At 72.1% G+C, this 26,598-nt stretch carries 28 protein-coding genes; 18 read left to right on the top strand and 10 right to left on the bottom strand.

What is annotated here, in order from left to right; all coding sequences use genetic code 11:
* Complete coding sequence (locus BJ991_RS06705; RefSeq protein WP_179488576.1) at nucleotides 1–720, bottom strand: thioredoxin-like domain-containing protein; 720 nt, start codon at nucleotides 718–720, stop codon at nucleotides 1–3.
* A gap of 421 nt (nucleotides 721–1,141) precedes the next feature.
* Here BJ991_RS06705 and BJ991_RS06710 point away from each other — a divergent pair, with 421 nt between their 5' ends.
* A complete protein-coding gene (locus tag BJ991_RS06710) occupies nucleotides 1,142–2,488 on the top strand; it encodes a multidrug effflux MFS transporter (protein WP_179492568.1) in 1,347 nt (448 codons plus the stop codon).
* Between the two features lie 15 nt (nucleotides 2,489–2,503).
* Here the strand turns inward: BJ991_RS06710 and BJ991_RS06715 are convergent, their stop codons facing one another.
* Nucleotides 2,504–2,998, bottom strand: a complete 495-nt coding sequence (locus tag BJ991_RS06715) for a nitroreductase family deazaflavin-dependent oxidoreductase (protein WP_179488578.1) — start codon at nucleotides 2,996–2,998, stop codon at nucleotides 2,504–2,506.
* A gap of 50 nt (nucleotides 2,999–3,048) precedes the next feature.
* Between BJ991_RS06715 and BJ991_RS06720 the strand changes: the two genes are divergently transcribed.
* Genes BJ991_RS06720 through BJ991_RS06730 form a run of 3 tightly spaced genes read left to right on the top strand, consistent with a single transcriptional unit; the run spans nucleotide 3,049 to nucleotide 6,449 of the window.
* A complete protein-coding gene (locus BJ991_RS06720) occupies nucleotides 3,049–3,723 on the top strand; it encodes a phosphatase PAP2 family protein (protein ID WP_179488580.1) in 675 nt (224 codons plus the stop codon).
* Between the two features lie 60 nt (nucleotides 3,724–3,783).
* A complete protein-coding gene (locus tag BJ991_RS06725) occupies nucleotides 3,784–5,790 on the top strand; it encodes a helicase HerA-like domain-containing protein (RefSeq protein ID WP_179488582.1) in 2,007 nt (668 codons plus the stop codon).
* A 29-nt stretch (nucleotides 5,791–5,819) separates the two neighbouring features.
* Nucleotides 5,820–6,449: a DUF305 domain-containing protein gene (locus tag BJ991_RS06730; protein ID WP_179488584.1), complete on the top strand. Its 630-nt coding sequence runs from the start codon at nucleotides 5,820–5,822 to the stop codon at nucleotides 6,447–6,449.
* Between the two features lie 20 nt (nucleotides 6,450–6,469).
* On the opposite strand, the gene BJ991_RS06735 is transcribed toward BJ991_RS06730, so the two are convergent.
* Nucleotides 6,470–7,237 carry an IclR family transcriptional regulator gene (locus BJ991_RS06735; RefSeq protein ID WP_179488586.1) on the bottom strand — a complete coding sequence of 256 codons (768 nt, stop codon included), beginning with the start codon at nucleotides 7,235–7,237 and terminating at the stop codon, nucleotides 6,470–6,472.
* Complete coding sequence (locus BJ991_RS06740) at nucleotides 7,234–8,676, bottom strand: APC family permease (RefSeq protein ID WP_179488588.1); 1,443 nt, start codon at nucleotides 8,674–8,676, stop codon at nucleotides 7,234–7,236. Before BJ991_RS06740 ends, BJ991_RS06735 begins: the two co-directional genes overlap by 4 nt.
* Before the next feature lie 227 nt (nucleotides 8,677–8,903).
* Here BJ991_RS06740 and BJ991_RS06745 point away from each other — a divergent pair, with 227 nt between their 5' ends.
* The 10 genes from BJ991_RS06745 to BJ991_RS06790 all read left to right on the top strand — a co-directional run bounded on the left by BJ991_RS06745 (nucleotide 8,904) and on the right by BJ991_RS06790 (nucleotide 19,174).
* Nucleotides 8,904–9,734, top strand: a complete 831-nt coding sequence (locus tag BJ991_RS06745; protein ID WP_179488590.1) for a hypothetical protein — start codon at nucleotides 8,904–8,906, stop codon at nucleotides 9,732–9,734.
* Between the two features lie 17 nt (nucleotides 9,735–9,751).
* Nucleotides 9,752–11,626, top strand: coding sequence for a copper amine oxidase (locus tag BJ991_RS06750; protein WP_179488592.1), 1,875 nt, complete (start codon nucleotides 9,752–9,754; stop codon nucleotides 11,624–11,626).
* 83 nt (nucleotides 11,627–11,709) lie between these two features.
* Complete coding sequence (locus BJ991_RS06755; protein WP_179488594.1) at nucleotides 11,710–12,405, top strand: DUF305 domain-containing protein; 696 nt, start codon at nucleotides 11,710–11,712, stop codon at nucleotides 12,403–12,405.
* Nucleotides 12,402–12,941: a signal peptidase I gene (gene lepB / locus BJ991_RS06760; RefSeq protein WP_179488596.1), complete on the top strand. Its 540-nt coding sequence runs from the start codon at nucleotides 12,402–12,404 to the stop codon at nucleotides 12,939–12,941. Before BJ991_RS06755 ends, lepB begins: the two co-directional genes overlap by 4 nt.
* A 133-nt stretch (nucleotides 12,942–13,074) precedes the next feature.
* Nucleotides 13,075–15,579, top strand: coding sequence for an FdhF/YdeP family oxidoreductase (locus BJ991_RS06765; protein ID WP_179488598.1), 2,505 nt, complete (start codon nucleotides 13,075–13,077; stop codon nucleotides 15,577–15,579).
* 34 nt (nucleotides 15,580–15,613) lie between these two features.
* Nucleotides 15,614–16,735: a cytochrome P450 gene (locus tag BJ991_RS06770; protein WP_218852890.1), complete on the top strand. Its 1,122-nt coding sequence runs from the start codon at nucleotides 15,614–15,616 to the stop codon at nucleotides 16,733–16,735.
* 10 nt (nucleotides 16,736–16,745) lie between these two features.
* Nucleotides 16,746–17,246, top strand: coding sequence for a MogA/MoaB family molybdenum cofactor biosynthesis protein (locus BJ991_RS06775; protein ID WP_179488599.1), 501 nt, complete (start codon nucleotides 16,746–16,748; stop codon nucleotides 17,244–17,246).
* Complete coding sequence (locus BJ991_RS06780; RefSeq protein ID WP_179488601.1) at nucleotides 17,243–17,680, top strand: molybdenum cofactor biosynthesis protein MoaE; 438 nt, start codon at nucleotides 17,243–17,245, stop codon at nucleotides 17,678–17,680. The genes BJ991_RS06775 and BJ991_RS06780 overlap by 4 nt, the downstream gene beginning before the upstream one ends.
* A 35-nt stretch (nucleotides 17,681–17,715) precedes the next feature.
* A complete protein-coding gene (locus BJ991_RS06785) occupies nucleotides 17,716–18,567 on the top strand; it encodes an endonuclease/exonuclease/phosphatase family protein (protein WP_343048667.1) in 852 nt (283 codons plus the stop codon).
* Nucleotides 18,568–18,571: 4 nt separating this feature from the next.
* Nucleotides 18,572–19,174: a DUF2238 domain-containing protein gene (locus BJ991_RS06790; RefSeq protein WP_179488611.1), complete on the top strand. Its 603-nt coding sequence runs from the start codon at nucleotides 18,572–18,574 to the stop codon at nucleotides 19,172–19,174.
* 7 nt (nucleotides 19,175–19,181) lie between these two features.
* Here BJ991_RS06790 and BJ991_RS06795 read toward each other — a convergent pair whose 3' ends face one another.
* The 6 genes from BJ991_RS06795 to BJ991_RS06820 are packed head-to-tail and all read right to left on the bottom strand — an operon-like array spanning nucleotide 19,182 to nucleotide 23,230.
* Nucleotides 19,182–19,415: a MoaD/ThiS family protein gene (locus BJ991_RS06795; RefSeq protein ID WP_179488613.1), complete on the bottom strand. Its 234-nt coding sequence runs from the start codon at nucleotides 19,413–19,415 to the stop codon at nucleotides 19,182–19,184.
* Nucleotides 19,415–19,699 (bottom strand): DUF6457 domain-containing protein, encoded by a 285-nt coding sequence (locus BJ991_RS06800; RefSeq protein WP_179488616.1) that lies wholly within the window; start codon nucleotides 19,697–19,699, stop codon nucleotides 19,415–19,417. Before BJ991_RS06800 ends, BJ991_RS06795 begins: the two co-directional genes overlap by 1 nt.
* The gene (gene mobA, locus BJ991_RS06805) at nucleotides 19,696–20,370 is read right to left on the bottom strand and encodes an NTP transferase domain-containing protein (RefSeq protein WP_179488618.1); all 675 of its coding nucleotides are present in this window, start codon (nucleotides 20,368–20,370) and stop codon (nucleotides 19,696–19,698) included. The genes BJ991_RS06800 and mobA overlap by 4 nt, the downstream gene beginning before the upstream one ends.
* 39 nt (nucleotides 20,371–20,409) lie before the next feature.
* A complete protein-coding gene (gene moaC, locus BJ991_RS06810; protein WP_179488619.1) occupies nucleotides 20,410–20,898 on the bottom strand; it encodes a cyclic pyranopterin monophosphate synthase MoaC in 489 nt (162 codons plus the stop codon).
* Entirely contained in the window at nucleotides 20,895–22,166 is a 1,272-nt protein-coding gene (locus tag BJ991_RS06815; protein WP_179488620.1) for a molybdopterin molybdotransferase MoeA, read from the bottom strand. Before BJ991_RS06815 ends, moaC begins: the two co-directional genes overlap by 4 nt.
* Complete coding sequence (locus BJ991_RS06820) at nucleotides 22,136–23,230, bottom strand: ThiF family adenylyltransferase (RefSeq protein ID WP_179488621.1); 1,095 nt, start codon at nucleotides 23,228–23,230, stop codon at nucleotides 22,136–22,138. Before BJ991_RS06820 ends, BJ991_RS06815 begins: the two co-directional genes overlap by 31 nt.
* A 194-nt stretch (nucleotides 23,231–23,424) precedes the next feature.
* Between BJ991_RS06820 and BJ991_RS06825 the strand changes: the two genes are divergently transcribed.
* Genes BJ991_RS06825 through BJ991_RS06840 form a run of 4 tightly spaced genes read left to right on the top strand, consistent with a single transcriptional unit; the run spans nucleotide 23,425 to nucleotide 26,576 of the window.
* Nucleotides 23,425–23,817, top strand: a complete 393-nt coding sequence (locus tag BJ991_RS06825) for a TOBE domain-containing protein (protein ID WP_179488622.1) — start codon at nucleotides 23,425–23,427, stop codon at nucleotides 23,815–23,817.
* Between the two features lie 2 nt (nucleotides 23,818–23,819).
* Nucleotides 23,820–24,626, top strand: coding sequence for a molybdate ABC transporter substrate-binding protein (modA, locus tag BJ991_RS06830; RefSeq protein ID WP_179488623.1), 807 nt, complete (start codon nucleotides 23,820–23,822; stop codon nucleotides 24,624–24,626).
* A complete protein-coding gene (locus tag BJ991_RS06835) occupies nucleotides 24,607–25,458 on the top strand; it encodes an ABC transporter permease (protein ID WP_179488624.1) in 852 nt (283 codons plus the stop codon). Before modA ends, BJ991_RS06835 begins: the two co-directional genes overlap by 20 nt.
* A gap of 8 nt (nucleotides 25,459–25,466) precedes the next feature.
* The gene (locus BJ991_RS06840; protein WP_343048669.1) at nucleotides 25,467–26,576 is read left to right on the top strand and encodes a sulfate/molybdate ABC transporter ATP-binding protein; all 1,110 of its coding nucleotides are present in this window, start codon (nucleotides 25,467–25,469) and stop codon (nucleotides 26,574–26,576) included.
* Nucleotides 26,577–26,598 lie beyond the last annotated feature (22 nt).

Below are 26,598 nucleotides of genomic sequence, written 5' to 3' on the forward strand. Positions count from 1 at the left end.
TCACGAGACCTTGCCCGGGCCGTCCAGCGCGCCGGTGCAGGCGGCGTTCGGCTCGGGCGCGTTCTGGTTGCGCCAGTACTCCTCGAAGAACTGCCCGATGCGCTCGTCGTCGGCGGAGTCGACCTTGAGCTGCGCGTTCCACGCGCTGAGCGCGATGGGCGTGTCGATGCCCTCGTACGGCGACAGGATCACGTAGCTCGAGGGGAGCTTGCGCTCGAGCGCGTTGAGCTCGTCGTCGCTGAGTCCGTCGGCGTCGTAGGTCACCCACACGGCGCCGTGCTCGAGCGAGTGCACCGCGTTCTCGTTGGGCTGGGGCTCGGTGTAGATGCCGCAGTTGAGCCACACGGCGTTGTGCGGACCGCCGGCGGGCGGGGTCTGCTCGTAGTCGACGGCGCCCTCGACGTGGTTGGTCTCGTTCGTGAAGGTCTCGACGCCCTGGATCTCGACACCCTCGCCGCCCGCGGTGTAGCTGGCGGGAGGAGGGGGAGCGAACGCGAACGACGCGATGATCGCGACGACGATGCCCACGACCGCGACGGCGCCGACGGCCCAGCCGACGACCTTGCCGCGGCGGCGACGGGCGAGCTGCTTCTGGTATTCGGCCAGCTTCTCCTGGCGCTTCTGCTCGCGCTGCTGCTTGACGGTGAGGTTGATCTCGGCCCGCTTGGCGGGGTTGCCGCTCGTGCGCTTGTCGGTGGGGCGCGGGGATGTCGGGGTCATGTGGCGCTGATCTCGGCTCGGGCGCCCGGCGGGCGACGGACAACGGATGCGGCGGGCAGAGCAGGCCCGCTGGCACAAGCCTATTCGTCTCGATGCATCCGCCGCCTGTGAACCAGCCCGGGCAATGGGAGAAGTACGCCGTGAATCGGGTATTGCCGGGTCGTTTCGGTCGCGGGAGGGTTCGCGGCATCCGATAGCATGGACCGGCCCCGAATCGATTCGAGATGCTCTTGCTCGCATCGTTCGTCGTCGTCCCGTCGCCGCACCCGGCTGCCGCCGCCTGCCCCGATGGTTCGCCTTCCCACGCCGCCCTCGTCTCGATTGCCGAAGACCTTTGCTCGACACCGCCTCGATCCCCACCCAGACGCCGCCCGCCCTCTCCGACGACGCCGACGTGCTCGCCGCGACGCCGGAGAAGGCGATGACGGATGCCGCGCCCGCCGGCGCCTCGACCGCGACGGGCTCCATCCGCACGCGCGGCAGCAACCCGACCGGCGCGATCCGCACACTCGGCAGCAACCCGGCCACCGCGCCGATCGTGCTCCACCCGGGCGACTCGCTGTCGTCCGGGCGCCGCCTGCTCTACGTGATCCTGCTCGGCGCGCTCACGGCGCTCGGGCCGTTCACGATCGACCTCTACCTGCCGGCGTTCCCGGTGCTCGAGGCCGACTTCGACACGACCGCGGCCGCGATCCAGCTCACCCTCACGGGCACGATGATCGGGTTCGGGCTCGGGCAGCTCATCGTCGGGCCGCTCAGCGACAAGGTCGGCCGGCGCCTTCCGCTGCTGTCGGTGACGGCGCTGCACGTGCTCGCGAGCGTCGCCGCAGCGCTCGCGCCGTCGCTCGAGCTGCTCAGCGTGGCGCGCGTGCTGATGGGAGCGGGCGCCGCGGCCGGCGGTGTCGTGGCGGCGGCGATCGTGCGCGACCTGTTCGGCGGTCGCCGACTCGTCGTGATGCTCTCGCGCCTCGCGCTCGTGTCGGGTGTGGCGCCCGTGCTCGCGCCGCTCGTCGGCTCGGCGCTGCTGCTCGTGATGCCGTGGCGCGGCGTCTTCGTCGTGCTCGCCCTCTACGGAGCGGTCATGCTCGTGTCGGCGATCGCGTTCGTGCCGGAGACCCTCCCTCCGGCGCGACGCCGCGAGCGCGGCACGACGACCGTGTGGCAGCGCTACCGCAGCGTCTTCAGCGACCGCGTGTTCATCGGCGTGCTCATCATCGGCGGCATGACCTTCAGCGGTCTGTTCTCCTACCTGTCCGCCTCGTCGTTCCTGTTCCAGGGGATGTACGCGTTCAGCCCGCAGGAGTACGGCGTCCTCTTCGCGGTCAACTCGGTCGGCGTCGTCGCGGGCGTGCAGACGGCCGCGCGGCTGGCAGCCCGGTTCGGGCCCCAGTGGGTGCTCGCCGTCTCGACCGCGACGCTGGTCGTGGCATCCGTCGCGATCATCGTGACCGACCAGCTCGGACTCGGGCTGTGGGGCACGATCGTGCCGCTGTTCGTGTTCATGACGGCGTGCGGGTTCACGTTCCCGTGCGTCCAGGTGCTCGCGCTCGACCGCCACGGCAAGGCCGCGGGCACGGCGCAGTCCATCATCGGCGCGACCAACTTCGGCGTCGCGGGCATCATCTCGCCGCTCGTCGGCGCGATCGCCACCGGCGCCGGCATCACCGCGACGACGATGGCCTCGGTCATGGTCGGCTGCGCGGTCGTCGGCGTGCTCGCGCTCTGGATCATCGTGCGGCCGCGCACGGTCGAGCAGCTGACGCCGTGAGGCTCGGCATCCGGCTCAGTCCCGCCTGACCGGCTGCAGGCGAAACAGCCGCACCTTCCGGCCCGACGACCGCTCGTAATCGCGATAGCCCGGCCACTGCCGCTCGATGGTGGCCCACGCCGCGTCGAGCTCGTCGTCGGGGATGAGGGTCGCGTGGACGGCCATGCGGCGCCCGCGCACGGTGATCTCGGCGTCGGGGCGCGCGAGCAGGTTGTTCGTCCACGCGGGGTGGTTCCTGCCCGCGAAGTTCGTTCCGGCGACGATCGCGCGACCCCGGCCGTCGGGCGTGTACATGAGCGGCGCGTCGCGCGGCTCGCCCGACTTCGCACCGATCGTGTGCAGCACGAGCGAGGGGACGATGAGCCCGCTCACCTGGACGCGGCCCCGCGAGATCCACGACACGACCCGCTCGATCGGCGGCAGCAGCGTGGGGCCGATCCAGCGGCGGAAGACCCGCGTTCGCGAGAGGGGTGCGACCACGGCGCGGACGGCTTGCACAACACGGGACATGGCGTCAATCCTGCCCTCGATCGACGGGGCGCGGGAGGCAGAATGGGGCGATGGAACGCCCGACGACACGACCGGATGCCGCGCCGTCCCGCCTCATCGCCGTCACGATCGTGGGTGTCGGCCTCATCGGCCTCGGCGTGCTGCTCGGATGGGCGATCTTCCTGCGGGGCGACGATCCGTTCGCGGTCGACGTGTGGTGGAACGACCTGCTCGTCGAGTGGTGGGTCCCCGCGATCGGCGGGTTCTCGCGCGTCATGAACTGGCTCGGCGGGGGATGGTTCGGCGTGCTCGCCGTTCCGATCATCGGCGCCGGCGCGCTCGTGCTGCTGCGAAGGCCGTGGTCGGCGGCGTACTTCCTGGCGGCCGAGATCGGCTCGGTCGCGGTCGTGCAGGTGATGAAGCACGTCTTCGGTCGCGTGCGCCCCGACGAGATCCTCGTCCTCTCGGACGTCGGCTCCTACCCGTCGGGGCACGTCGCGAACGCGGCGACGATCGCGACCGTGGCGGTCGTGCTGTTCCCGCGCCTCTCGGTCGTCGTCGCCGGGTCCGTATGGGTCCTGCTCATGGCCTTCAGCCGCACGTACCTCCACGCGCACTGGCTGAGCGACACGGTTGGAGGAGCGCTCGCAGGCACGGGCGCGGCGCTTGTCGTCGCGGCGGTGTTCTGGTCGCAGATCTCGCGAGAGCGGTCGGATGCCGCGGACCGCCGCATCGCCGTCGAGTAGCACCTCGGCTCCGGCCTTCGCGGGACGACCCGCTCGCGCGCCCGTCGATAGGCTGTGGCCATGTCAGCGCCCGCCTCGCCCGATCCCGCCGTCGCCGCAGCCGAAGCCGAGCTCGCGAGGCTCCGCGCCGAGGCGGAAGCGGCCGAAGCCCAGCTCAAGGCGGCTCAGGCGAGGGCGGCGCTCGCCGCGGCGGAGGCGGATGCCGCGAAGGCGCGCGCGGCGGGGGCGGACGCGCCTCCGGCGCAGGAGACGGCTCGGGCGAAGGACGAATCCCCCGCGGATGCTCCTACCCTCGCACCATCTCCTGCGTCCGAACCGGGGGCAGCGGCAGAGGAGCCGCAGCCCGCGCAACCGGAGGAGGAGAAGCCACCGGCGGAGGCATCCGTCGAATCCGCTCCTCCCGCCGCCACAACTCCTCCCGCGGCAGCCGCCGATGGTCCCCTCGATGCGGACGAGGTCGCCAAGGTCATTGCGGGGTACGCGTTCGAGGGCGAGACGCTCGACGTCGGAGCCCTCGTCAACGGCGACCCCGTGCCCGAGGCGCAGATCCGCATCCCGCTCGGGATGATGAACCGGCACGGCCTCGTCGCGGGAGCGACCGGAACAGGTAAGACCCGCACGCTGCAGGGGCTCGCGGAGCAGCTCGCGGCGAAGGGCGTCCCGGTGTTCGCGGCCGATATCAAGGGCGATCTCTCCGGTGTCGCGACGCCGGGCGAGGCGAACGAGAAGCTCCTCGACCGCACGCGCGGGATCGGGCAGGACTGGAAGCCCGAGGCATCCGTCACCGAGTTCTTCGCCCTCGGCGGGATCGGAAAGGGCGTCCCCGTGCGGGCGACGGTGTCGGGCTTCGGCCCGCTGCTGCTGAGCAAGGTGCTGGGGCTCAACGAGACGCAGGAGTCCAGCCTCGGCCTCGTGTTCCACTACGCCGACGAGAACGGCCTCGCGCTCGTCGACCTCTCCGACCTGCGCGCGGTGCTCACGTACCTGACGAGCGACGAGGGCAAGACCGAGCTCAAGAACCTCGGCGGGCTGTCGTCGGCGACGGCCGGCGTGATCCTGCGCGAGCTCATCACGTTCGCGGACGACGGCGCCGACGTGTTCTTCGGCGAGCCGGAGTTCGACGTGCAGGACTTCCTGCGTACGGCTCCCGACGGGCGGGGGATCATCTCGCTGCTCGAGGTTCCGGGCGTCGCCGACAAGCCCGCGCTGTTCTCGACATTCCTCATGTACCTGCTCGCCGAGCTGTTCGAGATCCTCCCCGAGGTTGGCGACCTGGACAAACCGAAGCTCGTGTTCTTCTTCGACGAGGCGCACCTGCTGTTCAAGGACGCGTCGAAGGACTTCCTCGCGGCGATCACTCAGACGGTGCGGCTCATCCGCTCGAAGGGCGTCGGCGTCTTCTTCGTGACGCAGACCCCGAAGGACGTCCCCTCGGATGTGCTCGCCCAGCTCGGCTCGCGCATCCAGCACGCGCTGCGCGCGTTCACACCCGACGACGCGAAGGCGCTGCGCGCGACGGTCGGCACGTACCCGAAGTCGGGTTACGACCTCGAGCGCGTGCTGCAGGAGCTCGCGACCGGCGAGGCGATCGTCACGGTCATGAGCGAGAAGGGCGCGCCGACCCCGGTCGCGTGGACGCGCCTGCGCGCGCCGCAGGGCCTCATGTCGCCCACGCCCGATCCTGCGATCGAGCGTGCGATCCACGCGTCGCCGCTGCTCGCGAAGTACGGCACCGCGATCGACCGCGAGTCGGCGCGCGAGATCCTCACCGCGCGCATGAACGCGGCAGCGGAGGCGGAAGCCGCCGAGGAGGCCGCGCTCGCGAAGGCGAAGGCCGACGCCGAGTACGCGAAGCAGAAGGCCGCGATCGACAAGGCCGAGGCCGCCGCCGAGAAGAAGGCCCAGCAGGAGTACGAGCGGCTGCTCAAGAAGACGTCCGACAAGACCCGCACGTCGCGCTCGTCGCGCGCCGAGAAGTCGCCGCTCGAGGAGATCCTGGGCTCGAAGGCGACCCAGACGATACTGGGGGGAGTGATCCGCGGCGTGTTCGGCACGGGTCGTCGCTGAGCGGGCTGGAGGCTTCGGAGAGACCGGGCGTGCGCAGGGCCATCGTCGTCGCGGCGCTCGCGCTCGCCCTCGCGACGACGGCGGCGGGCGCGGTGGCGGTCGCGCTGGGCGCGGCATCCGTCACATCGGAATCGACGGATGCCCCACCAGCCCACGCGGCCCTCGGCGACGTCTCGCCCGACGACTACTGCTACGTCGAGGCGATGATCTACTACCGCGTCGAGGAGACCGAGCTCGCCCGGACGCTCCTGCGGAAGGACGGCGTCTCCGCCGACGTGAGCGCGCACGCGCAGGAGCTGCTCGCGCGCGACGCCGCCGAGCTCGACGAGTTCCGTGAGTGGTACGTGTCGTGGGCGGACGCGCGCCCTGTCGAGCCGCCCGAAGAGGGCGTCTGCGCAGGCCACGGCACGGATCACGCGCAGATGCCCGGAATGCCGTCGTGGAGCCGTCAACGCGCGCTCGCCGACGCGGCCCCACCCGACGCCGAGCGGGAGTTCGTGGGCATTCTCCGCGCTCAGAACGAGGGGCTCGCAGCGCTCGTGACGCTCATCATCGAGGCAGACCCGCACCCACGTGTCGCCGAATCGGCCGAGCGCGTGCTGGCCGAGGCATCCGTCGATCTTGAGGCGCTCGAACGGCTGGCGGCCGCACTGCGCTGACCGGGCGAGGGGGCGCGGTCTCAGGAGAAGGGGACCGGATGCCCCTGCCCGAGCGCCCGCAGCGAGCGAGCCGCGTCACGGAGCGCGCCGAGATGCCGGGCCGCGAGCGAGAACCGCGAGACGGGAGTCGAGAGCGTGAGGGCGCCGATCGCGTGACCGTCGTCGTCGGTGATCGACACGGCGAGGCATCCGCGACCGGCCGACAGCCCGCCGACCTGCTCGGCGTAGCCGCGCGCGGCGTAGGCGGCGTGGATCGCGGACACGACCTCCGACGGCGGCGTCACGCGCCACCGCTCCACCATGACTCCCGGGGGCTCGGGCCGGGTCGGCTGCTCGACGAGCCACACGTGACCGGGCGCGGAGCGCGTCGGGTCGCTCAAGAAGCTCGCGCGGTCGGAGAGCGGCTGGGTCGGATCCTCGTCGACGATCGCGAGGCCCGACCGGTGGAAGACGACCAGGTGGACGGCTTCGCCCGTCGCGCTTCGGACCCCGTCGAGCACGTCGCGATGCGCGGGGCGGCGGTGCGCGTCGACGATGGCCGCGAGCTCGAGGACGCGTGCGCCGAGGAGGAACCCGGAGAAGTCCGGCCGGCGCACGAGGTAGCCGTCCCGCACGAGAGCGTTGACCGTGCGGTAGACCGTCGCGCGCGGCGCGCCGACCGCTCGCGCGATGTCGGCCGCCGTGATGCCGTGGTGGTGGCCTGCGACCTGCTCGAGCACTTCGAGGGCGAGCCCGAGCCCCTTCTCCCCGAGGCGGGCGGGGGAGGCCGCGGACCCGTCGACGCTCATCGCGGAACCTCGCCGTCCCCGCCGATCGTGTCCGACGCGACGGCCCAGTCGTGCACGCCGACTCTCTCGATGACGCCCGTGCCGCGCCGGAGGCGCACCATCCCGGCGGACGAGACGAGGCCGAGGATGGCGAGCACGGCGACGAGCCCGATCGGGTCGGTCGCCGTCGTCGACGCCACGGCGGTGCAGAGCACTGCGAGGAGGGCGGTGCCCGCGACCGTGGACAGGACCGCCGCGCCCGTCGTCAGCTCGCCGATGCGCGCGAGGAAGACCGGCGCCGCGACGCACACGAGGGCGTAGGCGAGGAGGAACCCGATCATTCCCGCTGGTGATGTGACGATCCGCAGGTCGTCGCGCGATCCGCCCAGCAGCAGGACGGCCGACGGCACGGAGAGGACGACGAGGGCGATGAGGATCGCGCCCGCCGCGGGCACACCGCGCGGCGAGACCCGGCCGAAGACCCCGGGGATGACGCCTTCGCGGCTCAATGCGAAGGCAAGCCGTGTCGCGGCGTTCGTCATCGCGAGCGAGCACGCGAGGAACGACGTCGCGACGATGAGGTCGACGAACCAGCCGATGCCCGCGGCTGATGCCCACGGCCCGGTCGGGTCGTCGGCGACGAGTGCGAGCTGAGCCGCGGTCCCGACGAGGACGACCGCCCCGGTCGCGAAGACGCTCACGAGGATGCCCCGCGGGACGGACGCGAAGGGACGCCGCGACTCCGGGCCGAGCGCGGCGCCGCTCTCGAACCCCACGAACCCGATGAGCGCGAACGCGATGCCGACCATGACGATGTCGGGCGAGAACTCCGTGGGCCGTGGCACGAGCGGGGCGAGGTCCCAGCCGGTGGACGAAAGCGCCGCGAACGAGATCGCGAGGACCGCCGCGACCGCGATCGTCTCGAGGACGAGCAGGATCCGCGTCGACATCCGCAGCCCCCGGGCGATGACCCCGGCGGTGATCACGGTCGTGCACACCATCACCGCCACCGCGACGCCGGCGATCGACCCGGGCTCGCTCGTCACCAGTCCCGCGATCCGCATCGCGCCGGAGGAGAGGGTGTTCATCGCGATCGCGAGATAGCCCATCGCGAGCGCCGAGCCACCGACGATGCCGGCCCAGGGGCCGAGCCCGCGGGTCGTGAAGGTGTACAGCGACCCCGTGCTTGAGATCCGGCGCGAGAACATGCCGATCACGAGCGCGACCGCGACGACGAGGCCCACCGTGAGGACGAGCTCGGTGAAGGCGAGCGAGCCGCTCCGGCCGAACTGGGCTCCCGGATGCACGAGCATGACGCCCGCCGGCGCCGTGGCCGCGATGGACTGCGCGACGACGTCCACGACGCTCGCGTGGCGGCGGTGCAGTCCCGCGAACGGCGACTCGCGCGTGAGGTCGAGACGGGGCCGTCCGCGTCGGATCGCGTCGGCGAGGGCGCTCATTCGGGCTCCTTCCGCGGCCGACCCTACTCACGGGTCGTTGCGCGGATGCTCATGGACTGTTTCGAGTTCGTGAAACCGGGTGAGACGCGGATGCCCGCACAGACTCCACCTGTCTCATCCCGTGTTCGAAAGGCGTTCGTCCCTCAACACGCCGGTGAAACAGCTCTCTCGAAGAATCGCGGCGAGGGCGCTGACCGCGCTCCGCCCCCGCACCGAAAGGAACCTCTGTGACAGAGCCTCAGATCTCGCCGGCGGCTGATCCGCCTCCGCCGCGGCGTCGCAGGTGGCTCACGCCGCGCACGCTGGGCATCGCGTCCGCCGTGTCGGCCGGAGCCGCAGCGGTGGCCCTCGTCTTCGCGACGCAGGTCGCCGTGCAGGCGACGTCTACCCCGCCCGACGCGACGTCCACGCCGATCGCCGCCGACAGCACCGACGACGACGCCCCCGAGAAGGCGGGGACGCCCATCGAACCGCCCACTCAGCTCCCAGCCGTCAACGACAAGCTCACCGGCTCGGAGGTCGAGTACGTCCGCTACCTCGGTGCACAGCACCCCGACTTCGCGGCCGGACGCGACGTGTTCGGAGGGGACGGAATGCAGTTCCTCTCCACCGATGTCGCCGAGCCCTCCGCCTACAGCGACGGGCACCGCCGGCTCATCTCGCTCTACTACGACTACGCCACGGACGAGACCGTGAGCATGGTCGTGGACGTGGCGGCGCAGACGGTCGAGTCGGTGCAGCGCGCCCAGGGGACGCAGCCCGCGCCCACCGACGCCGAGACCGCGCACGCGTGGCAGCTGCTGCTCGAGTCCGAGCTCAGGGAGCCGGTCGCGGAGGAGTTCGCCGGCCTCACCGGCGGATCCGCGCTCACGCCGCAGTCGAACGAGATCGAGCTCACGGCGCACTCGTTCAGCGCTGACGCGGGCACCTTCGGGGCCGAGCAGTGCGGCATCCAGCGGTGCGTCCAGGTGCTCGCGCAGGTCGACGGCGGCGCCTTCCTCACGACGAGCACCATCGTCGTCAACCTCTCCACCCAGTCCGTCCTGCCCATCTCATGACAACGGAGAACAGCCGAATGCTGAAGAGAATCATCGGGGGAGCGACGACCGTCGCCCTCCTCGCGGGAGGCCTGCTGCTCGCAGCGCCCACAGCCGCGTCGGCCCAGACCATCACCGAGGCGTACTGCTCGGGCGACTCGCTTGTCTCGAAGACCCTGAAGTCCGGGTCGACGTGGCAGACGTGCTGGCGCATCGACAGCTACCGCGGTCTCGTACTCGACAAGGTCGCCTACCAGCCGCGCGACGATGCGGCGCCGATCCTCGTCCTGGACTCGATCGCCCTCGCCCAGCTCAACGTCCCCTATGACACCGGGGCGACCGAGTACAACGACGTCACGACCTACCAGGTCGGCGGCCGACGCCTGCAGGCGCTCACCGACGTGGACTGCCCGGTGGGCGAGATCCGCACCGCCTGGGTCGACGCGACGCGCGGCGAGATCCCCGCGATGTGCGTGGGCGAGGAAGACTCCGGCATCGCGTACCGGTCGAACATCAACAACGACGCGCTCTACGCCGCGCAGGGCACGGACCTGGTGCTCCACACGATGTCGCGCATCGGCTGGTACGAGTACCAGGTCGAGTACCGCCTGCACGACGACGGTGAGATCTCGGTGCGCCTGGGGGCGACCGGCGACCTGTCGCCGAACGACTACGTCAACGTCGTCAACAAGGGATGGCCGCTCGGCGAGGGCGACACGGACTTCGCCGTGAACCACTACCACTCGGCGTTCTGGCGCGTGGACTTCGGCATCGACAGCGGTGCGACGCAGCAGGTGCAGAAGTTCGCGACGACGCACACGGGTGAGTACGGCACGACCGGCGACACCGGGCACACCGCCATCCTCGACACGCAGATCACCCAGCTCGCGACCGAGACGAAGACGATGGGCGCGAATCGTGAGGCCTACCGGGTCGTCAACCCGAACAGCCTCAACGCAGACGGGCACGCGCGCTCGTACGAGATCATCGTTCCGCGGGACCAGGCCTACAACCTGAATCCTGAGACCGACTACGACATCGCTTTCACGTCCGCGAAGTCCGACGAGATCCACGCCAGCTACAACCTGATCCCCAGCAAGGCCGGGAAGATGGTGACGGACTACATCGCGGACGGCGAGGCCCTGACCGACCCGGTCGCATGGATCAACGTCGGGTTCCACCACATCAACCGCGACGAGGACCAGAGCCCGATGCCGATCCACTGGCAGGGCTTCACCCTTTACCCGCGCGACTTCGCGGCGCAGGCCCCGAACATCCCCGAGGGCCGCAAGTGGGTGAACGGCGACATGCGCGGTGTGCCGAACCCGAATATCCCGCGGCCCACGCCCACGCCTGCGCCGAGCACGCCGACCCCCACGCCGACGACGTCGACGCCGGGCACCGACCCGACCGACGCGCCGACGCCGGAGCCGACCGGCACGGACGCTCCGCCGGCCGGCGGCGGTGACGGCGGCTCGGACGACGGGTCGACCGCGGCGCTCCCGGTGACGCTGGGAAGCGGTGACATCGCACCCGGTGCGACCCAGACGTTCACGGCGTCGGGCTTCACGCCCGGTGAGTCGGTGAGCGCGGTCATGCACTCGGATCCGGTGAGCGTCGGGACGTTCGTGGCGGATGCCTCGGGCACGGTCGACGCGCAGTTCATCGTCCCGCTCGACGCGGCCGCCGGTCAGCACCGCCTCGTGCTGACGGGCCAGACGTCCGGTGTCGTCGCCGAGGGCACGTTCTCGGTGGCGCAGGCCGCGCCGGCCGCGGTGTTCGGCGCACTTGCGTCGACGGGAACGGATGCCAACCGCTGGGCTCTCACGGGCCTGCTGCTCCTCGTCGGCGGTGCCGCGATGGGCGCACTCTCGTGGCACATGCGGAGGCAGACGCTGAAGGCCCAGGCCTGAGCCGGGAGGTGGGGCATCGCGCCGCGGCGCGATGCCCCACCGTCCTTCCCGCGGAGCATCCGCATCATCATGAAAGGAAGCCGATGCGCACCAGCAGAACCGTCGCGGCAGCAGGCGCTGTTGCGGCTCTCGGCGTCGCGGCCGTCCTCGCGTCGGCCGTGACGCTCGGTCACGTGCTGCCGTCGTCGGCGCCCGACGCCGCACAGGGAACGGTCGCGGCGGCCGCGGTGCAGCCGGCGTACCCGATCGAGGCCGACTACTGCTACGTCGAGGCGATGGTCCCGCACCACGAGCAGGCGCTCGTCCTCAGCGAGCTCGTGCTCGCGGCGTCGGGCGTCTCCGACCGCACGCGTGCGCTGGCCGAGTTCATCGTCGCGGACCAGACCGCCGAGATCGAGCAGATGAGCGCGTGGTTGGACGCATGGGCGCGTGCCCTTCCGGACACCGCGGGTGCGGCATCCGGTCATGGCGCAGACGGCGGTCACGCCGTCACGAGTCCCGGCGTGATCGCCCAGGGATGCGGACATGACGGGCACGCGGCGATGATGGGCATGGCGACCGACGAGCAGCTCGCCGCATTCCGCTCGCTCACCGGTGCGGCGGCGGAGCGCACGTTCCTCGAGCTCATGATCGTGCACCACGAAGGCGCCCTGGAGATGGCGAGGACCGCCGTGACCGAGGGGTCGAACGCGTTCGTCCGCTCCTCGGCCAAGCACGTGCTCGTCGAGCAGGAGCGCGAGGTCGGCGCGATGACGGCGATCCTCGAGACGGTGTCATGATGTCGCCGCGGGCGCGACGGATGCGCGCGGCTGCCACGCTCACCGCGACCCTGCTGCCGTTCGCGCTCGGGGCGGCCGCCGTCCTGTCGGTCGGGATCGCCCGTGTCGAGAACGACTCGATGAGTCCCACGCTCGCGACGGGCGATGTGCTCGTGTTCGACCGCGTCGCGGCTCCCGCGCGCGGCGACATCGTGATCTTCGCCGACACCGCCGGATGGTCGGAGCGACCCGGAGCGCTGCTCGTCAAGCGTGTGATCGGCAACGCGGGCGACCGCGTCGTGTGCTGCGAGGTCGGCACCGGACGGCTCCTCGTCGACGGCGCGCCGCAGGACGAGCCGTACGAGACCGGCGACAGGCCGGGCGGAGTCGTCCCGTTCGAGGTGGCCGTGCCGGAAGGCGCCGTGTGGGTCATGGGCGACAACCGGGGGGCGTCACGGGACTCGCGTTCGGGGCTGCACACCCCGCGCCGAGGGGCGGTCCCGCTCGAGGATGTGCTGGGCGTCGTGCGGTTCTCGTGGCCCGGAGAAGGGGGATGATCCGCGGGCGGACAGCCGCCGCATCCGCTTCCCGCTGATCGAAAGCACCCGCCCCCGCCCGTCAGGGCGGATCTAGCATGGGGACAGGTGTATCGGGCTGCGCGGGCGCGGCCCCGAGCAAGCGAGGAAGCTCATGGCGAAGCATGCCCCCACGTCTGACATCGACGAGACGAAGGTCCACGTCACCGGGCGGAAGAAGGTCGCGGTCGGCGTTCCCGCGGTGCTGCACGCGCTGCAGATCTCGTACGACCAGATGGGTGTGAAGCGCAGCGTCGAGACGCTGCTGCGCGTGAACCAGAAGGACGGGTTCGACTGCCCGGGCTGCGCGTGGCCCGAGGAGGACAAGCGGCACGTCGCCGAGTTCTGCGAGAACGGCGCGAAGGCGGTCGCCGAAGAGGCGACGCTGCGCCGCATCGGCCCCGAGTTCTTCGCCCAGCACTCGCTCGCCGAGCTCGGCGAGCACGACGACTGGTGGCTCGGCCAGCAGGGGCGGCTGACGCATCCGATGATCCTCGACGAGGGCGCGACGCACTACCGCCCCATCTCGTGGGACGATGCTCTGCGCGAGATCGCCGACACGCTGCGTGGACTCGACGACCCCGACGAGGCGATCTTCTACACCTCCGGCCGCACGTCGAACGAGGCGGCCTTCATGTACCAGCTGCTCGTGCGCGGCCTCGGCACCAACAACCTGCCGGACTGCTCGAACATGTGCCACGAGTCGTCGGGCTCGGCCCTCACCGAGACGCTCGGCATCGGCAAGGGCACGGTCACGATCGAGGACGTCCACGAGGCGGACCTGCTCATCATCGCCGGCCAGAACCCCGGCACGAACCACCCGCGCATGCTGAGCGCCCTCGAGAAGGCGAAGAAGCGCGGTGCGACGATCATCGCCGTGAACCCGCTGCCCGAAGCGGGGCTCGTGCGGTTCGAGAACCCGCAGACGGTCAAGGGTGTGATCCTGGGCGGCACGAAGATGGCCGACCAGTTCGTGCAGATCCGCCTCGGCGGCGACCAGGCGCTGTTCCAGGCGATCGGCAAGCACCTCCTCGAGATGGAGGACGCGGTCGGGGGCGTGCTCGACCATGACTTTATCCGCGACCACACGAGCGGCTTCGAGGAGTACAGGCAGGCGATGGCGGATGCCCCGTGGCACGACCTCGTCGCCGCGACGGGCGTCCCCGAGAAGACGCTGCGCCGCGTCGCCGAGACCGTGCGCAACTCGCCGTCGACGATCGTGTGCTGGGCGATGGGCCTCACGCAGCACAAGCACTCCGTGCCGACGCTGCGCGACATCGTCAACGTGCTGCTGCTGCAGGGCAACATCGGCCGGCCGGGCGCCGGCGTATGCCCCGTGCGCGGCCACTCGAACGTGCAGGGCGACCGCACGATGGGCATCTACGAGAAGCCGTCCGAGGCGTTCTTGTCGGCGCTGGACGCCGAGTTCGGCTTCCGCGCTCCGCGCGAGCACGGCTACGACACGGTCGAGGCGATCCGGGCGATGCGCGACCGTAAGGCGCGCGTGTTCATGGCGATGGGCGGCAATTTCGTCTCGGCGACGCCCGACACCGAGGTGACCGAGGCCGCGCTGCGCAACCTCGAGCTGACGGTGCAGGTGTCGACGAAGCTCAACCGCTCGCACGTCGTCACCGGCAAGCGCGCGATCATCCTCCCGACGCTGGGCCGCACCGACCGCGACCTGCGCGGTGGTCGCGAGCAGAAAGTCACCGTCGAGGACTCGATGGGCGCTGTGCACGCATCGCGCGGGCGCCTCGTGCCCCCGTCGGAGGACATGCTGAGCGAGGTCGCGATCATCGCGCGCCTGTGCTCGCTGCTCTTCGGGTCCGGTGTCGCACCCGCGAACGGGGGTCGCGCCGCGATCACCGACCTCGAGGCCGTGCACCGCGCCGAGTCGGAGCGCTCGCCGCAGGAGGAGCTCGTGCACGCGGTGGCGTACGGCTCACGCGCTCCCGAGCTCGACTCCGCCGTCACGCGCGCGGGCGACGGCTCGACGGGCCCCGCCACAGGGCGGCCGTCGACCGCGAACGGCGTGCCGCACGCGGACTGGACGGCGCTCGAGAGCGACTACGCCCTCATCCGCACGCACATCGCGAACGTCGTGCCGGGCTTCGCGGACTACGAGTCGAAGATCGACAAAGGCCGCACGCTCATGCTCCCGAACGGGCCGCGCGACGCGCGGACCTTCGCGACGGCCGACGGCAAGGCGCGCTTCACGGTCAACACGCTCGAGTACCCGTTCATCCCGCACGGGCGCCTCATCCTGCAGACGCTGCGCTCGCACGACCAGTACAACACCACGATCTACGGCAAGGACGACCGGTATCGCGGCATCCACGGCGGTCGCCGGGTCGTGATGGTGAACCCGAAGGACATCCGCAAGCTCGGGTTCGAGGAGGACGAGATCGTCGACCTCGTGTCGGAGTGGACGGGTCCCGACGGGCGGGTGCAGGAGCGTCGCGCCGAGGAGTTCCGCATCGTCGCGTACTCGACGCCGCGCGGCAACGCGGCGGCGTACTACCCAGAGACGAACGTGCTCGTGCCGCTGGACTCGGTGGCGGATGTGAGCGGCACGCCGACCTCGAAGTCGGTCGTCATCCGCCTCGAGCACCGCGGCTGAGCGCGCGGGGCCTCGGCTGTCGAGGGGGTGCGCGATGGCATCCGAAGAGATCGAAACGGATGCCGACGCCCACGTCACCGCGCCGATCGAGGTCGGTCGGCTGACGATCCGCTCGCACGCGTCCGTCGTCGCGGCCGCGCACGACCCCGAGACGTTCTCGAGCGCCGTGTCACGCCACCTGCACGTTCCCAACGGCCTCGACGGAGCCGAGCACGCCGAGGCGCGGCGGCTGCTCGATCCGTTCTTCGCCGCCGCCGAGATCGACGCGCTCGAGCCCGAGCTCGTGCGGATCGCCGACGCGCTCGTGGCCCTCCTCGTCCGTCGCGACGAGCCGTTCGATGCCGTCGCCGACCTCGGCGCGCGGTTCGCCGTGCGAGCGCAGTCAGCGTGGCTCGGGTGGTCGCCGGCGGTCGAGGACCAGCTGCTGAGCTGGGTCGCCGACAACCGCGCGGCGTCGCGGTCGCGCGATCCCGTTCGCGCGGGCGAGGTCGCGCGGCGCTTCGATGCGATCATCGGCGCGATGCTCGACGAGAGGACAGATCGCGCGATCGACGATGTCACGTCGCGCCTCATGGCACTGCGGCGCGAGGACGGGCGACCGCTCACGGACCCCGAGATCGTGTCGGTGCTGCGCAACTGGACAGGCGGCGACCTGTCGTCGCTCGCGCTGTGCGCGGGGGTCGTCGTGCACTGGCTCGCACACCGCCCCGAGCAGCAGCGCGTGCTCGCGGGCGAATCCGACGCGGGGTTCGACGCGGCCATCGACGAGATCCTCCGCGCCGACGACCCCTTCGTGTCGAACCGCCGCATCGCCGTGCGCGACACCGTGGTCGATGTCGCCGCCGTCTCGGCGGGGGATGTCGTGCTGCTCGACTGGCGCGCCGCGAACCGCGATCCGCAGGTGTTCGGCGACCCCGACGCGTTCGAGCCCGCACGCAACGCCCCGTACAACCTCGTCTACGGCACGGGCCCGCACGTGTGCCCGGGCCGCCCGCTCGCGACGCGCGAGCTCCGGGTGCTGGTGCGTTCCGTGCTCGGCGCGGGTGAGCTGGTGCCGGCGGGCGAGGCCGTTCGCGAGCAGCATCCGGTCGCCGGGTTCCGCACCGTGCCGGTGCGACTGGCGGCGTCGAGGTCCTCGTCGGCGCCGCAGCCCTAGGCTTGACTCCATGCCGTACGACGCCGCCGTCATCACCGTCTCGGACCGCTCGGCGTCCGGGCAGAGGCCCGACACCGCAGGGCCGGTGGCGGTCGAGCATCTCGAGCAAGGCGGTTTCACGTGCGGCGAGGCCGTCGTCGTGCCGGACGGCGTCGACAACGTCGAGCGCGCGCTGTGGGCGGAGCTCGCGGGAGGTGCGCGGCTCATCGTGACTACCGGCGGCACCGGGGTCGGCCCCCGCGACGAGACGCCCGAGGGAACCGCTCGGGTCATCACGCGAGAGCTGCCGGGCATCGCCGAGGAGCTGCGTCGGATCGGCATCGCCGAGACACCCGGTGCGATGCTGACGCGCGGCCTCGCCGGGGTGGTCGACCCGATCGCGGGGATCACGACGGGCGCGCTGATCGTCAACCTTCCGGGGTCGCCGAAGGCGGTGGCATCCGGCATGCCCGTCATTCTCTCGGTCGCGCGCCACGTCATCGACCAGCTCGGCGGGGAGGATCACTCGTGACCCGCGCCGACGCGGTGCGGGTCGCCGCGATCAGCGCAGATCCCCTCGACCTCGACGCGCACCTCGCGGCGATCGACGACGCGACCGCGGGTGCGGTCACGACGTTCGTGGGGCGCGTGCGCGACCACGATCCGGATGCCTCGACCGCCGTCGTCGCACTCGAGTACACATCACATCCCGACGCAGAGCCCACGCTGCGGCGCATCGCCGAGGAGGCGATCGGCGAGACCGACGCGATCGTCGCCGTGAGCCACCGCATTGGGCGACTCGCCGTGGGCGACGCGGCCGTGGTCATCGCCGTGGCGTCGCCGCATCGCGCCGAGGCGTTCGAGGTGTGCCGCGCGATCATCGAGACGATCAAGACCGAGCTGCCGGTGTGGAAGCGCCAAATCGAGGCCGACGGGACCTCGACGTGGCTCGGCCTCGGAGGTTAGCGCCCGCCCGACCCGGGCACCCGTACTCTGGGGGCGTGACGGATGCTGCGTCGATCGGCCCGGCGACACCGCCGGATCTGCACGTCATGACGTTCAACATCCGCCGGCGTGTGTCGCGCATGCTGCACCTCCATCGTGATTGGTGGTCGGCGCGTCGACCCCTGGTGCGGGCGATCCTCGAGGCGGAGCAGCCGACGATCCTCGGCGTGCAGGAGGCGCTCGCCGATCAGGCGTCGTTCGTGGCGTCGGTGCTCGGACCGGACTACGGCCGGATCGGTCGCGGCCGCAACCGCCGCGGCGACGGCGAGCAATGCACGATCTTCTACGACACCCGCCGGCTGCGGCTCGACGACTGGTCGCAGCGCGCGCTCTCGGGCACCCCGCTCAAGCCGGGGTCGCACACGTGGGGCAACATGATCCCGCGCATCGCGGTGTCGGCGGACTTCACGGATACCGCGACCGACGCACGCTTCACGGTCATCAACACCCATCTCGACCACCTGTCGCGTGCCTCGCGCGTGCGGTCGGCCGAGATGCTCAACGAGCTCGCCGCGGACGCGGGGCGCCCGGTCGTGGTGATGGGCGACCTGAACGCCCGGCCGCGCTCGTCGCCGATCCGGATCCTCACGAGCGGGCCGCTGCAGGACGCGTGGAAGTGCGCCCAGCGGCGCCTCACGCCGATGTGGGACACCTACTCCGGGTACCATCCGCCCCGGGCGACCGGGAAGCGCATCGACTGGATCCTCGTGTCGGCGGGCGTCGAGGTGCGGGCGATCGGAGTCCGCGCCGTGCGCTTCGACGGGGCGGCCGCATCCGACCACGAACCGGTGCACGCGCTCATGCGAGTGCAACCCCCGTCTGCGCCCGATCCGCCGCACCTATCCTGAAGCGATGATCCGCACGTTCCTGCGCCCGCCGAGCAGCGCGGCGGACTGGGTGGCGGACGGCATCCGCGCGCTCGGCGTCGTGAGCGTCGTCGTGGCGCTCATCGGGTGGACCCTCGTCGACGCCGCGACCTTCGCGCTCGTTCTCCTGGGGCTCGTGCTGCCGCGGTTCCTCGGCGTGCGGCCCGCGCTCGACATCGCGTTCGGGGTGACGCTCCTCGTCGCGGGCTGGAGCGCGGTGCTCGACGTCTACGTCGAGGTGCGGTGGTGGGACCTGCCGGTGCACTTCGCCCTCACCGGGCTCGTCGCGCTGATGCTCTACGTCCTGCTGATGCGCGTCGGCGCGCTCGCCGATCCGGCCGCGGAGCACATCCCGGTATGGGTGATGACCACGCTCACGGTGTCCTTCGGCTCGGCATCCGCAGTGCTGTGGGAGGTCGCGGAGTGGTTCGGCCATACGGTCATCGACGACGCGATCTACGTCGGGTACACCGATTCGATCGGAGACCTCGCCATCGGCGCCGCCGGTGCGGTCGTCGCGGGGCTCACGGCGCGGTACTGGGTCGCCGAGAGCCGTCATCTCGGCGCGCGGTCGCGGGCGAACGCGTAGTGCGGGCTCAGCCGCCCGCGAACGGCGGCAGCACGTCGACGAGCACGTGGTCGGCGAGTGCGGTGTCGTCGTCGACGCGTGCGCCGTCGACGAGCACGGCGCAGCGGGGGAGGATCCCGCCGAGGCCGGGGTACTCGGCCGCGACCGCGGCGCGCAGGTCGCCGAGCGTCGTCTCAGCGCGGTGCTCGCGCTCGAGGCCGACGGCCTCCTGCGCGGCGGCGAAGTAGCGGACGACTGCCATTACGCGTGACTCTCCGCGACCTGCCACTCTTCGGCGAGGTCGACGACGGCCTCGATCGTCTCGCGCACGGATGCCGGGTCGCCGCCCGCTCGGCCGGCGACGAGTCCCGCGACGAACGCGCTCAGCGGAGCAGCGGGACGCGCGACCTCGTTGGCGACGTCGCGCGCGAGGTCGAGCACGAGAGAGATCGGCACGTCCTCCGGGGCGAGCCCGAAGCGGTCGCGCAGTGCGGCGGCCCATGCGTCGAGGGCCTCCGGGGGCAGGGTGCGGGGGTTCTCGCTCATCGCGCCTCCTCAGTGCGTTGCGTGTCGAAAGCGTCCTGGCCCGCGGCGGTGCGGGCCCTCTTCAGATCCTCCCATGTGTCCACGTCGTCGGTCTCGTCCGCGGGCGCGCGGACGACGGCGATCGGGAGATCGGCGACCAGCGCGCGCACGGGTGCGTCGCGCCCGCGGTGGTCGAGCGCCGCGGCCGCTCGGACAAGCGCCTCGGTGCGATAGAGGCCCGTCAGCCACTGCGGGCGGCCCGAGGCATCCGCGAGGCAGATGCCTTCACTGTCATCGGGAAGCAGGATCGCGTCCTGCGCGAGGCGCGCGACCGCCGCAGCGATACCGGGCACGTCGCACGCGAGCACGAACGTCCACTCCGGCACGGTGTCGCGCGCTCGCCACGCGTCGAGCACCGCGACGCCCCCCGCGACCGGGCCGCCGAAGGGGGGATCCTCGCGCACGAAATCGACCCCGTCGAGGTCGACGCCGACCTCGGATGCCACGGCCTCCGGCCCCGCGACCGTGATCGGCGCCGCGTCGACCGCGCGCACCGCCTCGACGGCAGCACCCAGGAGGGTGCGTCCGCCCACCTCGAAGAGGGGCTTCGCCGCCCCGTCGACGCGCGAGGCGCGGCCGCCCGCGAGGAGGATCGCGCCGCGGGCGCGTGTCGTCTCGCTTCGCTCGCTCACCGTCCGGGGGAGACCTTTCGCTCGCTCAACGGCGGGACCTCACCGGGTCGTCGGCGCCTCGCCGGGGCGCAGCCAGTCGCCGCTCTTGCCGCCGGTCTTCGCGACGATGCGCACGTTCTCGATCGAGGTCCCCTTGTCGAGGCCCTTCACCATGTCGACGATCGCGAGCGCGGCGACCGACACGGCGGTGAGGGCCTCCATCTCGACTCCTGTGCGGTCGGCGGTGCGCACGGTCGCCTCGACCTCGACGCCTTCGTCGACGATCGCGAGGTCGACGGCAGCGCCGTGCACGCCGATGACGTGCGCGAGGGGCAGCAGCTCGGGCGTGCGCTTGGCCGCCTGGATGCCCGCGATGCGCGCGACGGCGAGCACGTCGCCTTTGGGCACCGTGCCGTCGCGCAGCGCCGCGACGACCGCGGCCGAGCAGCGCACCAACCCCCGCGCGGTCGCCGCGCGCACGGTCGGCTGCTTGAGGGTCACGTCGACCATGCGCGCGTGACCGGTGTCGTCGAGGTGCGTGAAGCTCATGACACCAGCATGACATCGACCGTGTCGCCGGTTTCGACGACGTCGACCTCGGCGGGGACGATCGCGTACGCCTCGGCGCGAGCGAGCCCGCCCGCGAGGTGCGAGCCCGATCCACCCGCCGTCGCGGGCCGCACGGTCCAGCGCGCGGGGTCGGAGCGGTCGATCGCGACGGGAATGTACTGGCGACGCTCGGGAGGCGTGCGCCACCCGGTCGCGGCGGGCAGGCGCAAGGTCGGCCGGTGCAGGTCGGTGCGCGTCTGCATCGCGAGCAGGGCCGGTCGCACGAAGACCTCGAACGAGACCGCGGCACTCACGGGGTTGCCCGGCAGGCCGAACAGCAGCACGCCGTCATCGGTCGCGCCGAAGCCCTGCGGCTTGCCGGGCTGCATCGCGACCTTCGAGAACTCCATCGCCTCCGCGAGGGTGTTCTTGACCACCTCGTAGGCGCCCGCGCTCACGCCGCCCGAGAACACGACGGCGTCGGCGCCGAGAGCGGATGCCTCGGCCACCGCACGCGCGGGACCGTCGCCCTCGTCGCCGACCGTGAGCCGCAGCACGACCTCGGCCCCCGCGCCCTCGGCGAGTCCGGCGAGGAGCTGGCTGTTCGACTCGGGGATCTGCCCGCGCTCGAGCGGTCGTCCCGGGGTGACGAGCTCGGATCCGGTCGAGACGACCGCAACGCGCGGGCGGCGCGCGACGACGACGTCGTCCACGCCCGCCGCGGCCGCTGCCGCGAGCTGAAGCGCTCGGAGCTCGACACCCGCGGGGAGCAGCTCGCTCCCGACGGTCGCGTCCTCGCCTCGGCGACGGATGTGGGCGCCGACCTCGCGCGGCGCGGCGAGCACCGTGATCTCGCCGAGCGAGTCGGCGAGGCCGCCCGCCGTGGACTCGAACGGCACGATCGCGTCGGCCGCGGTCGGCACCGCGGACCCCGTCATGATGCGCACCGCCTCACCGGGGCCGATCGGCGGGTCCAGCGGCGACCCCGCGGGAAGGTCTGCGACCACCGTGAGGCGCGCGGGCGCGGCATCCGTCGCGTCCTTCACGTCTTCGAAGCGCACGGCGAAGCCGTCCATCGCGGAGTTGTCGAACACGGGGATGTCGACCGCGGCGCGCAGCGGCTCGACCAGGGTGCGACCAAGCGCGGCCGCGACGGGCACGCGCGTGCCGTCGAGGGGCCGTACGCGCTCGAGCACGATCGCGCGCTGCTCCTCGACCGTGCGGAGCCGGTCTGCGCTCACGCGGTGCTCCGCTCGAGCGAGGACCATGCGTCCATGCCGCCGGTGAGGACGGATGCCTCGACCCCCGCCTCGCGCAGGGCCTGTGCCGCGCGCCGCGCGCGCACGCCCACCTGGCACACGACCACGATGGGTGGCGAGCCGCGCAGTGCTCCCGGGTCTTCGAGCAGCTGCGCCAATGGGATGAGGCGAGCCCCGGGTATCGTGCCCTGGGTGGTCTCGAAGGGCTCGCGCACGTCGACGACCACGGCGCCGGCGGGGATCGCGTCGACGTGCGGGATCGGCGCCGCGGGCGCGGGCGCAGCGGGAATGGTCCGGGGAGTCGCGGTGGAGGCGCGGATGGCGATCTCGCTCTGCCTGCCGCGGAGCCCGTCGATCACGAGCATCCGTCCGAGCAGCGGCTCGCCGATGCCGGTGATGAGCTTGACCGCCTCGATCGCGAGGAGCGAGCCGACCTGGATGCACAGGGCCCCGAGGACGCCGACCATCGCGCACGTCGGGAGCTCGCCGACGCTTCCGGGCGGGTACACGTCCGACAGGCGCACGGCCGCCGTGCCGGCGGGCGGCTGCGACCAGAACACCGTGACCTGGGCGTCGAAGCCCTGGACGGAGCCCCACACGAGCGGAACGCCGAGCTCTTCGGTCGCGGCGGCGCCGTTCTCGCGCGTCTCGAACGTGTCGGTGCCGTCGATCACGAGGTCGGCCCCGCGCAGCAGCTCGGCGCCGTTCTCGCGCGTGAGGTGCTCGCGCACGGGCACGACGACGGTCTCGGGCGAGAGGTCGGCGGCCGCACGCACGGCGCTGGCGACCTTGGGGCTGCCGACGTCGGACAGGCGATGGACGATCTGCCGCTGGAGGTTCGTGAGCTCGACGTCGTCGTCGTCGATGACGGTGAGCGTGCCGACGCCCGCGGCCGCGAGGGCGAGCACCACAGGCGAACCGAGGCCGCCCGCGCCCATGATCGCGACGTGCGCGGCGCGCAGGCGTCGCTGCCCGACCTCGCCGAGCGGGATCAGGCTGCGGTGCCGCGCCGTGCGGATGCGCTCGGCGTCGCTGAGCGCGTCGACGGGCTCGACCAGCGGAGGCAGGCTCATGGGATCAAGGCTAGTCGCGCGGCGGCGCTTCGGGCTCGGGGTTTGGGGCGGGTGACCGACGCTGGGGCGCATTTCGTGCGCCCCAAAGTCGGAAATCCGCCCCGAACCCGAGGCGGAGGACGGGAACCAACGGATGCCGCGTGTGCGGTGCATCCGTGGTGATTGCTCCGCATATGCGGTGATATCGTCGGCATGTGACGAGCTTCAAGATCTCCGAGGCCGCCCGACTGCTCGGAGTGAGCGACGACACGGTGCGCCGCTGGGTCGACCAGGGCGTCCTGCCCGTGACCGACGCGAGCCCGACCGAGATCCCCGGCGAGGCGCTCGCGGAGCGCGCGATCGAGCTCGCGTCGGCGCCCCGCGACCCCACCGACGTGCTCTCGAGCGCGCGGAACCGGTTCGTCGGCATCGTCACGCGCGTGCAGGTCGACGGCGTCATGGCGCAGGTTGACATCCAGGCGGGGCCGCACCGTGTCGTGTCTCTGATGTCGGCCGAGGCCGTGCGCGAGCTCGGGCTCGAGGTCGGGTCGCTCGCTGTGGCATCCGTGAAGGCGACGCACGTCGTCGTCGAGACGCCGAAGGACTAAGAATGCGCATTCGTCGAAGGCTCGCTGTCGCCGGGGTCGCGGCATCCGTCGTCGCCCTTCTCACCGCGTGCGCGTCGACCGCGCAGGATCCGGGCGCGCCCACCGCGCAGCCGAGCGAGCCTGCGCAGCCCGCCTTCGAGGGAGAGCTCACGATCTTCGCGGCGGCGTCGCTCAAGAGTGCGTTCGACGAGCTCGCGGTCGCGTTCGAAGCCGCGAACCCGGGCGTCGACGTGCTGCCGATCGTCTACGACGGATCGAGCACGCTCGTGGCGCAGCTCATCGAGGGCGCGTCCGCCGACGTGTTCGCCTCGGCCGACGAGAACAACATGCAGAAGTCCGTCGATGCAGGTCTCGCCGCGGATCCTCAGCTGTTCGCGACGAACACGCTCGTCGTCGCGGTGCCGGAAGGCAACCCCGGCGGAGTCGAAGACCTCTCCGACCTCGCCGACGACGGCATCACCGTCGTGCTGTGTGCGCCGGAGGTGCCGTGCGGTGCCGCGTCGCAGAGGCTGCTCGAGAGCGCGGGCGTCTCGGTCTCACCGGCCAGCTACGAGCAGAACGTGACGGCCGTGCTCACGAAGGTCGCCGCGGGCGAGGCGGATGCCGGGCTCGTGTACGCGACCGATGTCAAGGCGGACCCCGACGTGGACAGCTTCGTCCCCGAGGGCGCCGCCGACGTCGTCAACCAGTACCCGATCGTCGCGCTCGACGACGCGGCGAACCCTGAGGCGGCGGCCGCGTTCGTCGCCTTCGTCCTCGGACCGGAGGGGCAGGCGGTCCTCGCGGAACATGGCTTCGGCGCTCCCTGACGCCTCGCCGCGGAGAACGGCGAGGCGGTCGCCCGACGCGGGCGGGTTCGTGCCGCCCATCCTCGCGGTGCCCGCGATCGTCGGGCTCGCGCTGCTCGTGGTGCCCCTCACGGCGCTCGTGGCGCGGGTGGACTGGACGACCCTGTGGGCCGACATCACGTCGCCCGAGGCGGTCAGCGCGCTGACGCTATCTTTCGTGACCGGGCTCATCGCGACTGCCGTGTGCGTCGTGCTCGGGGTGCCGATGGCGCTCGCGATCGCGCGCAGCGGCCCGCGGGCATCTGCCGTCCTCCGTGCCATCGTCACGGTGCCGCTCGTGCTGCCGCCCATGGTCGGCGGTGTCGCGCTCCTGTTCCTGTTCGGGCGCACGGGTCCGATCGGCGCGGCGCTCGACGCGTGGTGGGGCGTCCGGATCCCCTTCACGACCGCCGCCGTCGTCCTCGCGCAGGTGTTCGTCGCACTGCCGTTCCTCGTGCTCGCCCTCGAGGGAGCGATCCGCACGTCAGGCCTCGAGTACGAGCGCACGGCCGCGACGCTCGGCGCCCGCCGCTGGACGATCCTGCGGCGCGTGACCCTCCCGCTCGCCGCACCGGGGCTCGTGGCCGGGGTCATCCTGTGCTTCGCCCGGGCGATTGGCGAGTTCGGTGCGACGGCGCTGTTCGCGGGCAACGCACCGGGGGTCACGCAGACGATGCCGCTCGCGATCTACACCGCCTTCAACGGCTCGGGAGTCGGACGCGGACCCGCGGTCGCCCTCGCCTTGCTGCTGCTCGTGACGGCGATCGCGGTGCTGCTGCTCGTGCGCGCGTGGCGGCCGGGGGCCCAGCGGTGACCCTTTCGGTGAGGACCGAGACGGATGCCGCGACCGGCGGCACCCTCGACGCGCACGTCACCGTGCACCGGCGGGACGGATTCCGCCTCGACGTCGCGATCGGGGCGTCGCCGGGCGAAGTCGTCGCGGTCATGGGCCCCAGCGGCGCCGGCAAGTCGACCCTCGTGGCCGCGATCGCGGGACTCGTCCGACTCGATGCGGGGTTCGTGCGGCTCGACGGGAGGGAGGTCGCATCGGCGACCCGGCACGTTCCGCCCGAGCAGCGGGGAGCGGTGCTGCTCGGTCAGGACGCGCGCCTGTTCCCGCACTTGAGCGCACGCGACAACGTCGCCTTCGGGCTGCGCGCCCGCGGGGTGACTCGATCCGTGGCTGCGCGCGACGCCGACATGTGGCTCGAGCGCGTCGGGCTCGGCGGGTGGGGCGGCCGACGGCCGTCCGAGCTGTCGGGCGGTCAGCAGCAGCGGGTCGCCCTCGCGCGGGCGCTCGCGACGCATCCGCGCCTTCTGCTGCTCGATGAGCCGCTCACGTCCCTCGACGCCGAGACCGCGGGAGACGTCCGCGCGCTCCTGCACGAACAGCTCACGGCGGTGCACGCAACGGCGGTCGTCGTGACGCATGACGCCGTCGACGCCGCCGCGCTCGCGCGCCGCCTGCTCGTCGTGGAGGGCGGCGTCGTCGTGCAGGAGGGTTCCGTGCAGCGTGTGCTCGCCGCTCCCGCGACGCGCTTCGCGGCGGCCGTGTCGGGGCTCAACCGCGTCGTGGGCACCGCGCGCGACGGCACATGGACGTCGCCCGACGCCGCGCTCGCGCTGCACGCCGCCGACGAGCACTCGCGCGTCGAGGCCTCCGCGGACGGCGTCGCGCTCGCCGCGCTCGTGCGCCCCTCGTCGGTGCACCTCGGCACCGTCGACGACGCGCCTTCGGTGCCGGGGGAGTGGACCGCGCACGTCGTGCGCCTCGAGCCCACACCGGCCGGGGTGCGCGTGCACACGGGCGATCCGGCCGTCGCGGTCGACGTCGCCGCCGACACGGTCGCGGCGCTCGGGCTCGACCGTGGAGCGCGCGTGCGACTGCGCGTTGACCCCGCCGACGTGCGGTTCGTGCGCGTGAGCGAGTGACGCGTCTCGCGCCGGGACCGGC

The sequence above is a fragment of the Microbacterium immunditiarum genome, from assembly GCF_013409785.1.
Taxonomy (GTDB): Bacteria; Actinomycetota; Actinomycetes; order Actinomycetales; family Microbacteriaceae; genus Microbacterium; species Microbacterium immunditiarum.

Coding starts and splice junctions, on each gene's coding strand:
- BJ991_RS06705 (WP_179488576.1), bottom strand. CDS start 720: ATGACCCCGACATCCCCGCGCCCCACCGACAAGCGCACGAGCGGCAAC.
- BJ991_RS06710 (WP_179492568.1), top strand. CDS start 1,142: ATGACGGATGCCGCGCCCGCCGGCGCCTCGACCGCGACGGGCTCCATC.
- BJ991_RS06715 (WP_179488578.1), bottom strand. CDS start 2,998: ATGTCCCGTGTTGTGCAAGCCGTCCGCGCCGTGGTCGCACCCCTCTCG.
- BJ991_RS06720 (WP_179488580.1), top strand. CDS start 3,049: ATGGAACGCCCGACGACACGACCGGATGCCGCGCCGTCCCGCCTCATC.
- BJ991_RS06725 (WP_179488582.1), top strand. CDS start 3,784: ATGTCAGCGCCCGCCTCGCCCGATCCCGCCGTCGCCGCAGCCGAAGCC.
- BJ991_RS06735 (WP_179488586.1), bottom strand. CDS start 7,237: ATGAGCGTCGACGGGTCCGCGGCCTCCCCCGCCCGCCTCGGGGAGAAG.
- BJ991_RS06740 (WP_179488588.1), bottom strand. CDS start 8,676: ATGAGCGCCCTCGCCGACGCGATCCGACGCGGACGGCCCCGTCTCGAC.
- BJ991_RS06750 (WP_179488592.1), top strand. CDS start 9,752: ATGCTGAAGAGAATCATCGGGGGAGCGACGACCGTCGCCCTCCTCGCG.
- BJ991_RS06755 (WP_179488594.1), top strand. CDS start 11,710: ATGCGCACCAGCAGAACCGTCGCGGCAGCAGGCGCTGTTGCGGCTCTC.
- lepB (WP_179488596.1), top strand. CDS start 12,402: ATGATGTCGCCGCGGGCGCGACGGATGCGCGCGGCTGCCACGCTCACC.
- BJ991_RS06765 (WP_179488598.1), top strand. CDS start 13,075: ATGGCGAAGCATGCCCCCACGTCTGACATCGACGAGACGAAGGTCCAC.
- BJ991_RS06770 (WP_218852890.1), top strand. CDS start 15,614: ATGGCATCCGAAGAGATCGAAACGGATGCCGACGCCCACGTCACCGCG.
- BJ991_RS06775 (WP_179488599.1), top strand. CDS start 16,746: ATGCCGTACGACGCCGCCGTCATCACCGTCTCGGACCGCTCGGCGTCC.
- BJ991_RS06790 (WP_179488611.1), top strand. CDS start 18,572: ATGATCCGCACGTTCCTGCGCCCGCCGAGCAGCGCGGCGGACTGGGTG.
- BJ991_RS06795 (WP_179488613.1), bottom strand. CDS start 19,415: ATGGCAGTCGTCCGCTACTTCGCCGCCGCGCAGGAGGCCGTCGGCCTC.
- BJ991_RS06800 (WP_179488616.1), bottom strand. CDS start 19,699: ATGAGCGAGAACCCCCGCACCCTGCCCCCGGAGGCCCTCGACGCATGG.
- moaC (WP_179488619.1), bottom strand. CDS start 20,898: ATGAGCTTCACGCACCTCGACGACACCGGTCACGCGCGCATGGTCGAC.
- BJ991_RS06815 (WP_179488620.1), bottom strand. CDS start 22,166: ATGGTCCTCGCTCGAGCGGAGCACCGCGTGAGCGCAGACCGGCTCCGC.
- BJ991_RS06820 (WP_179488621.1), bottom strand. CDS start 23,230: ATGAGCCTGCCTCCGCTGGTCGAGCCCGTCGACGCGCTCAGCGACGCC.
- modA (WP_179488623.1), top strand. CDS start 23,820: ATGCGCATTCGTCGAAGGCTCGCTGTCGCCGGGGTCGCGGCATCCGTC.
- BJ991_RS06835 (WP_179488624.1), top strand. CDS start 24,607: ATGGCTTCGGCGCTCCCTGACGCCTCGCCGCGGAGAACGGCGAGGCGG.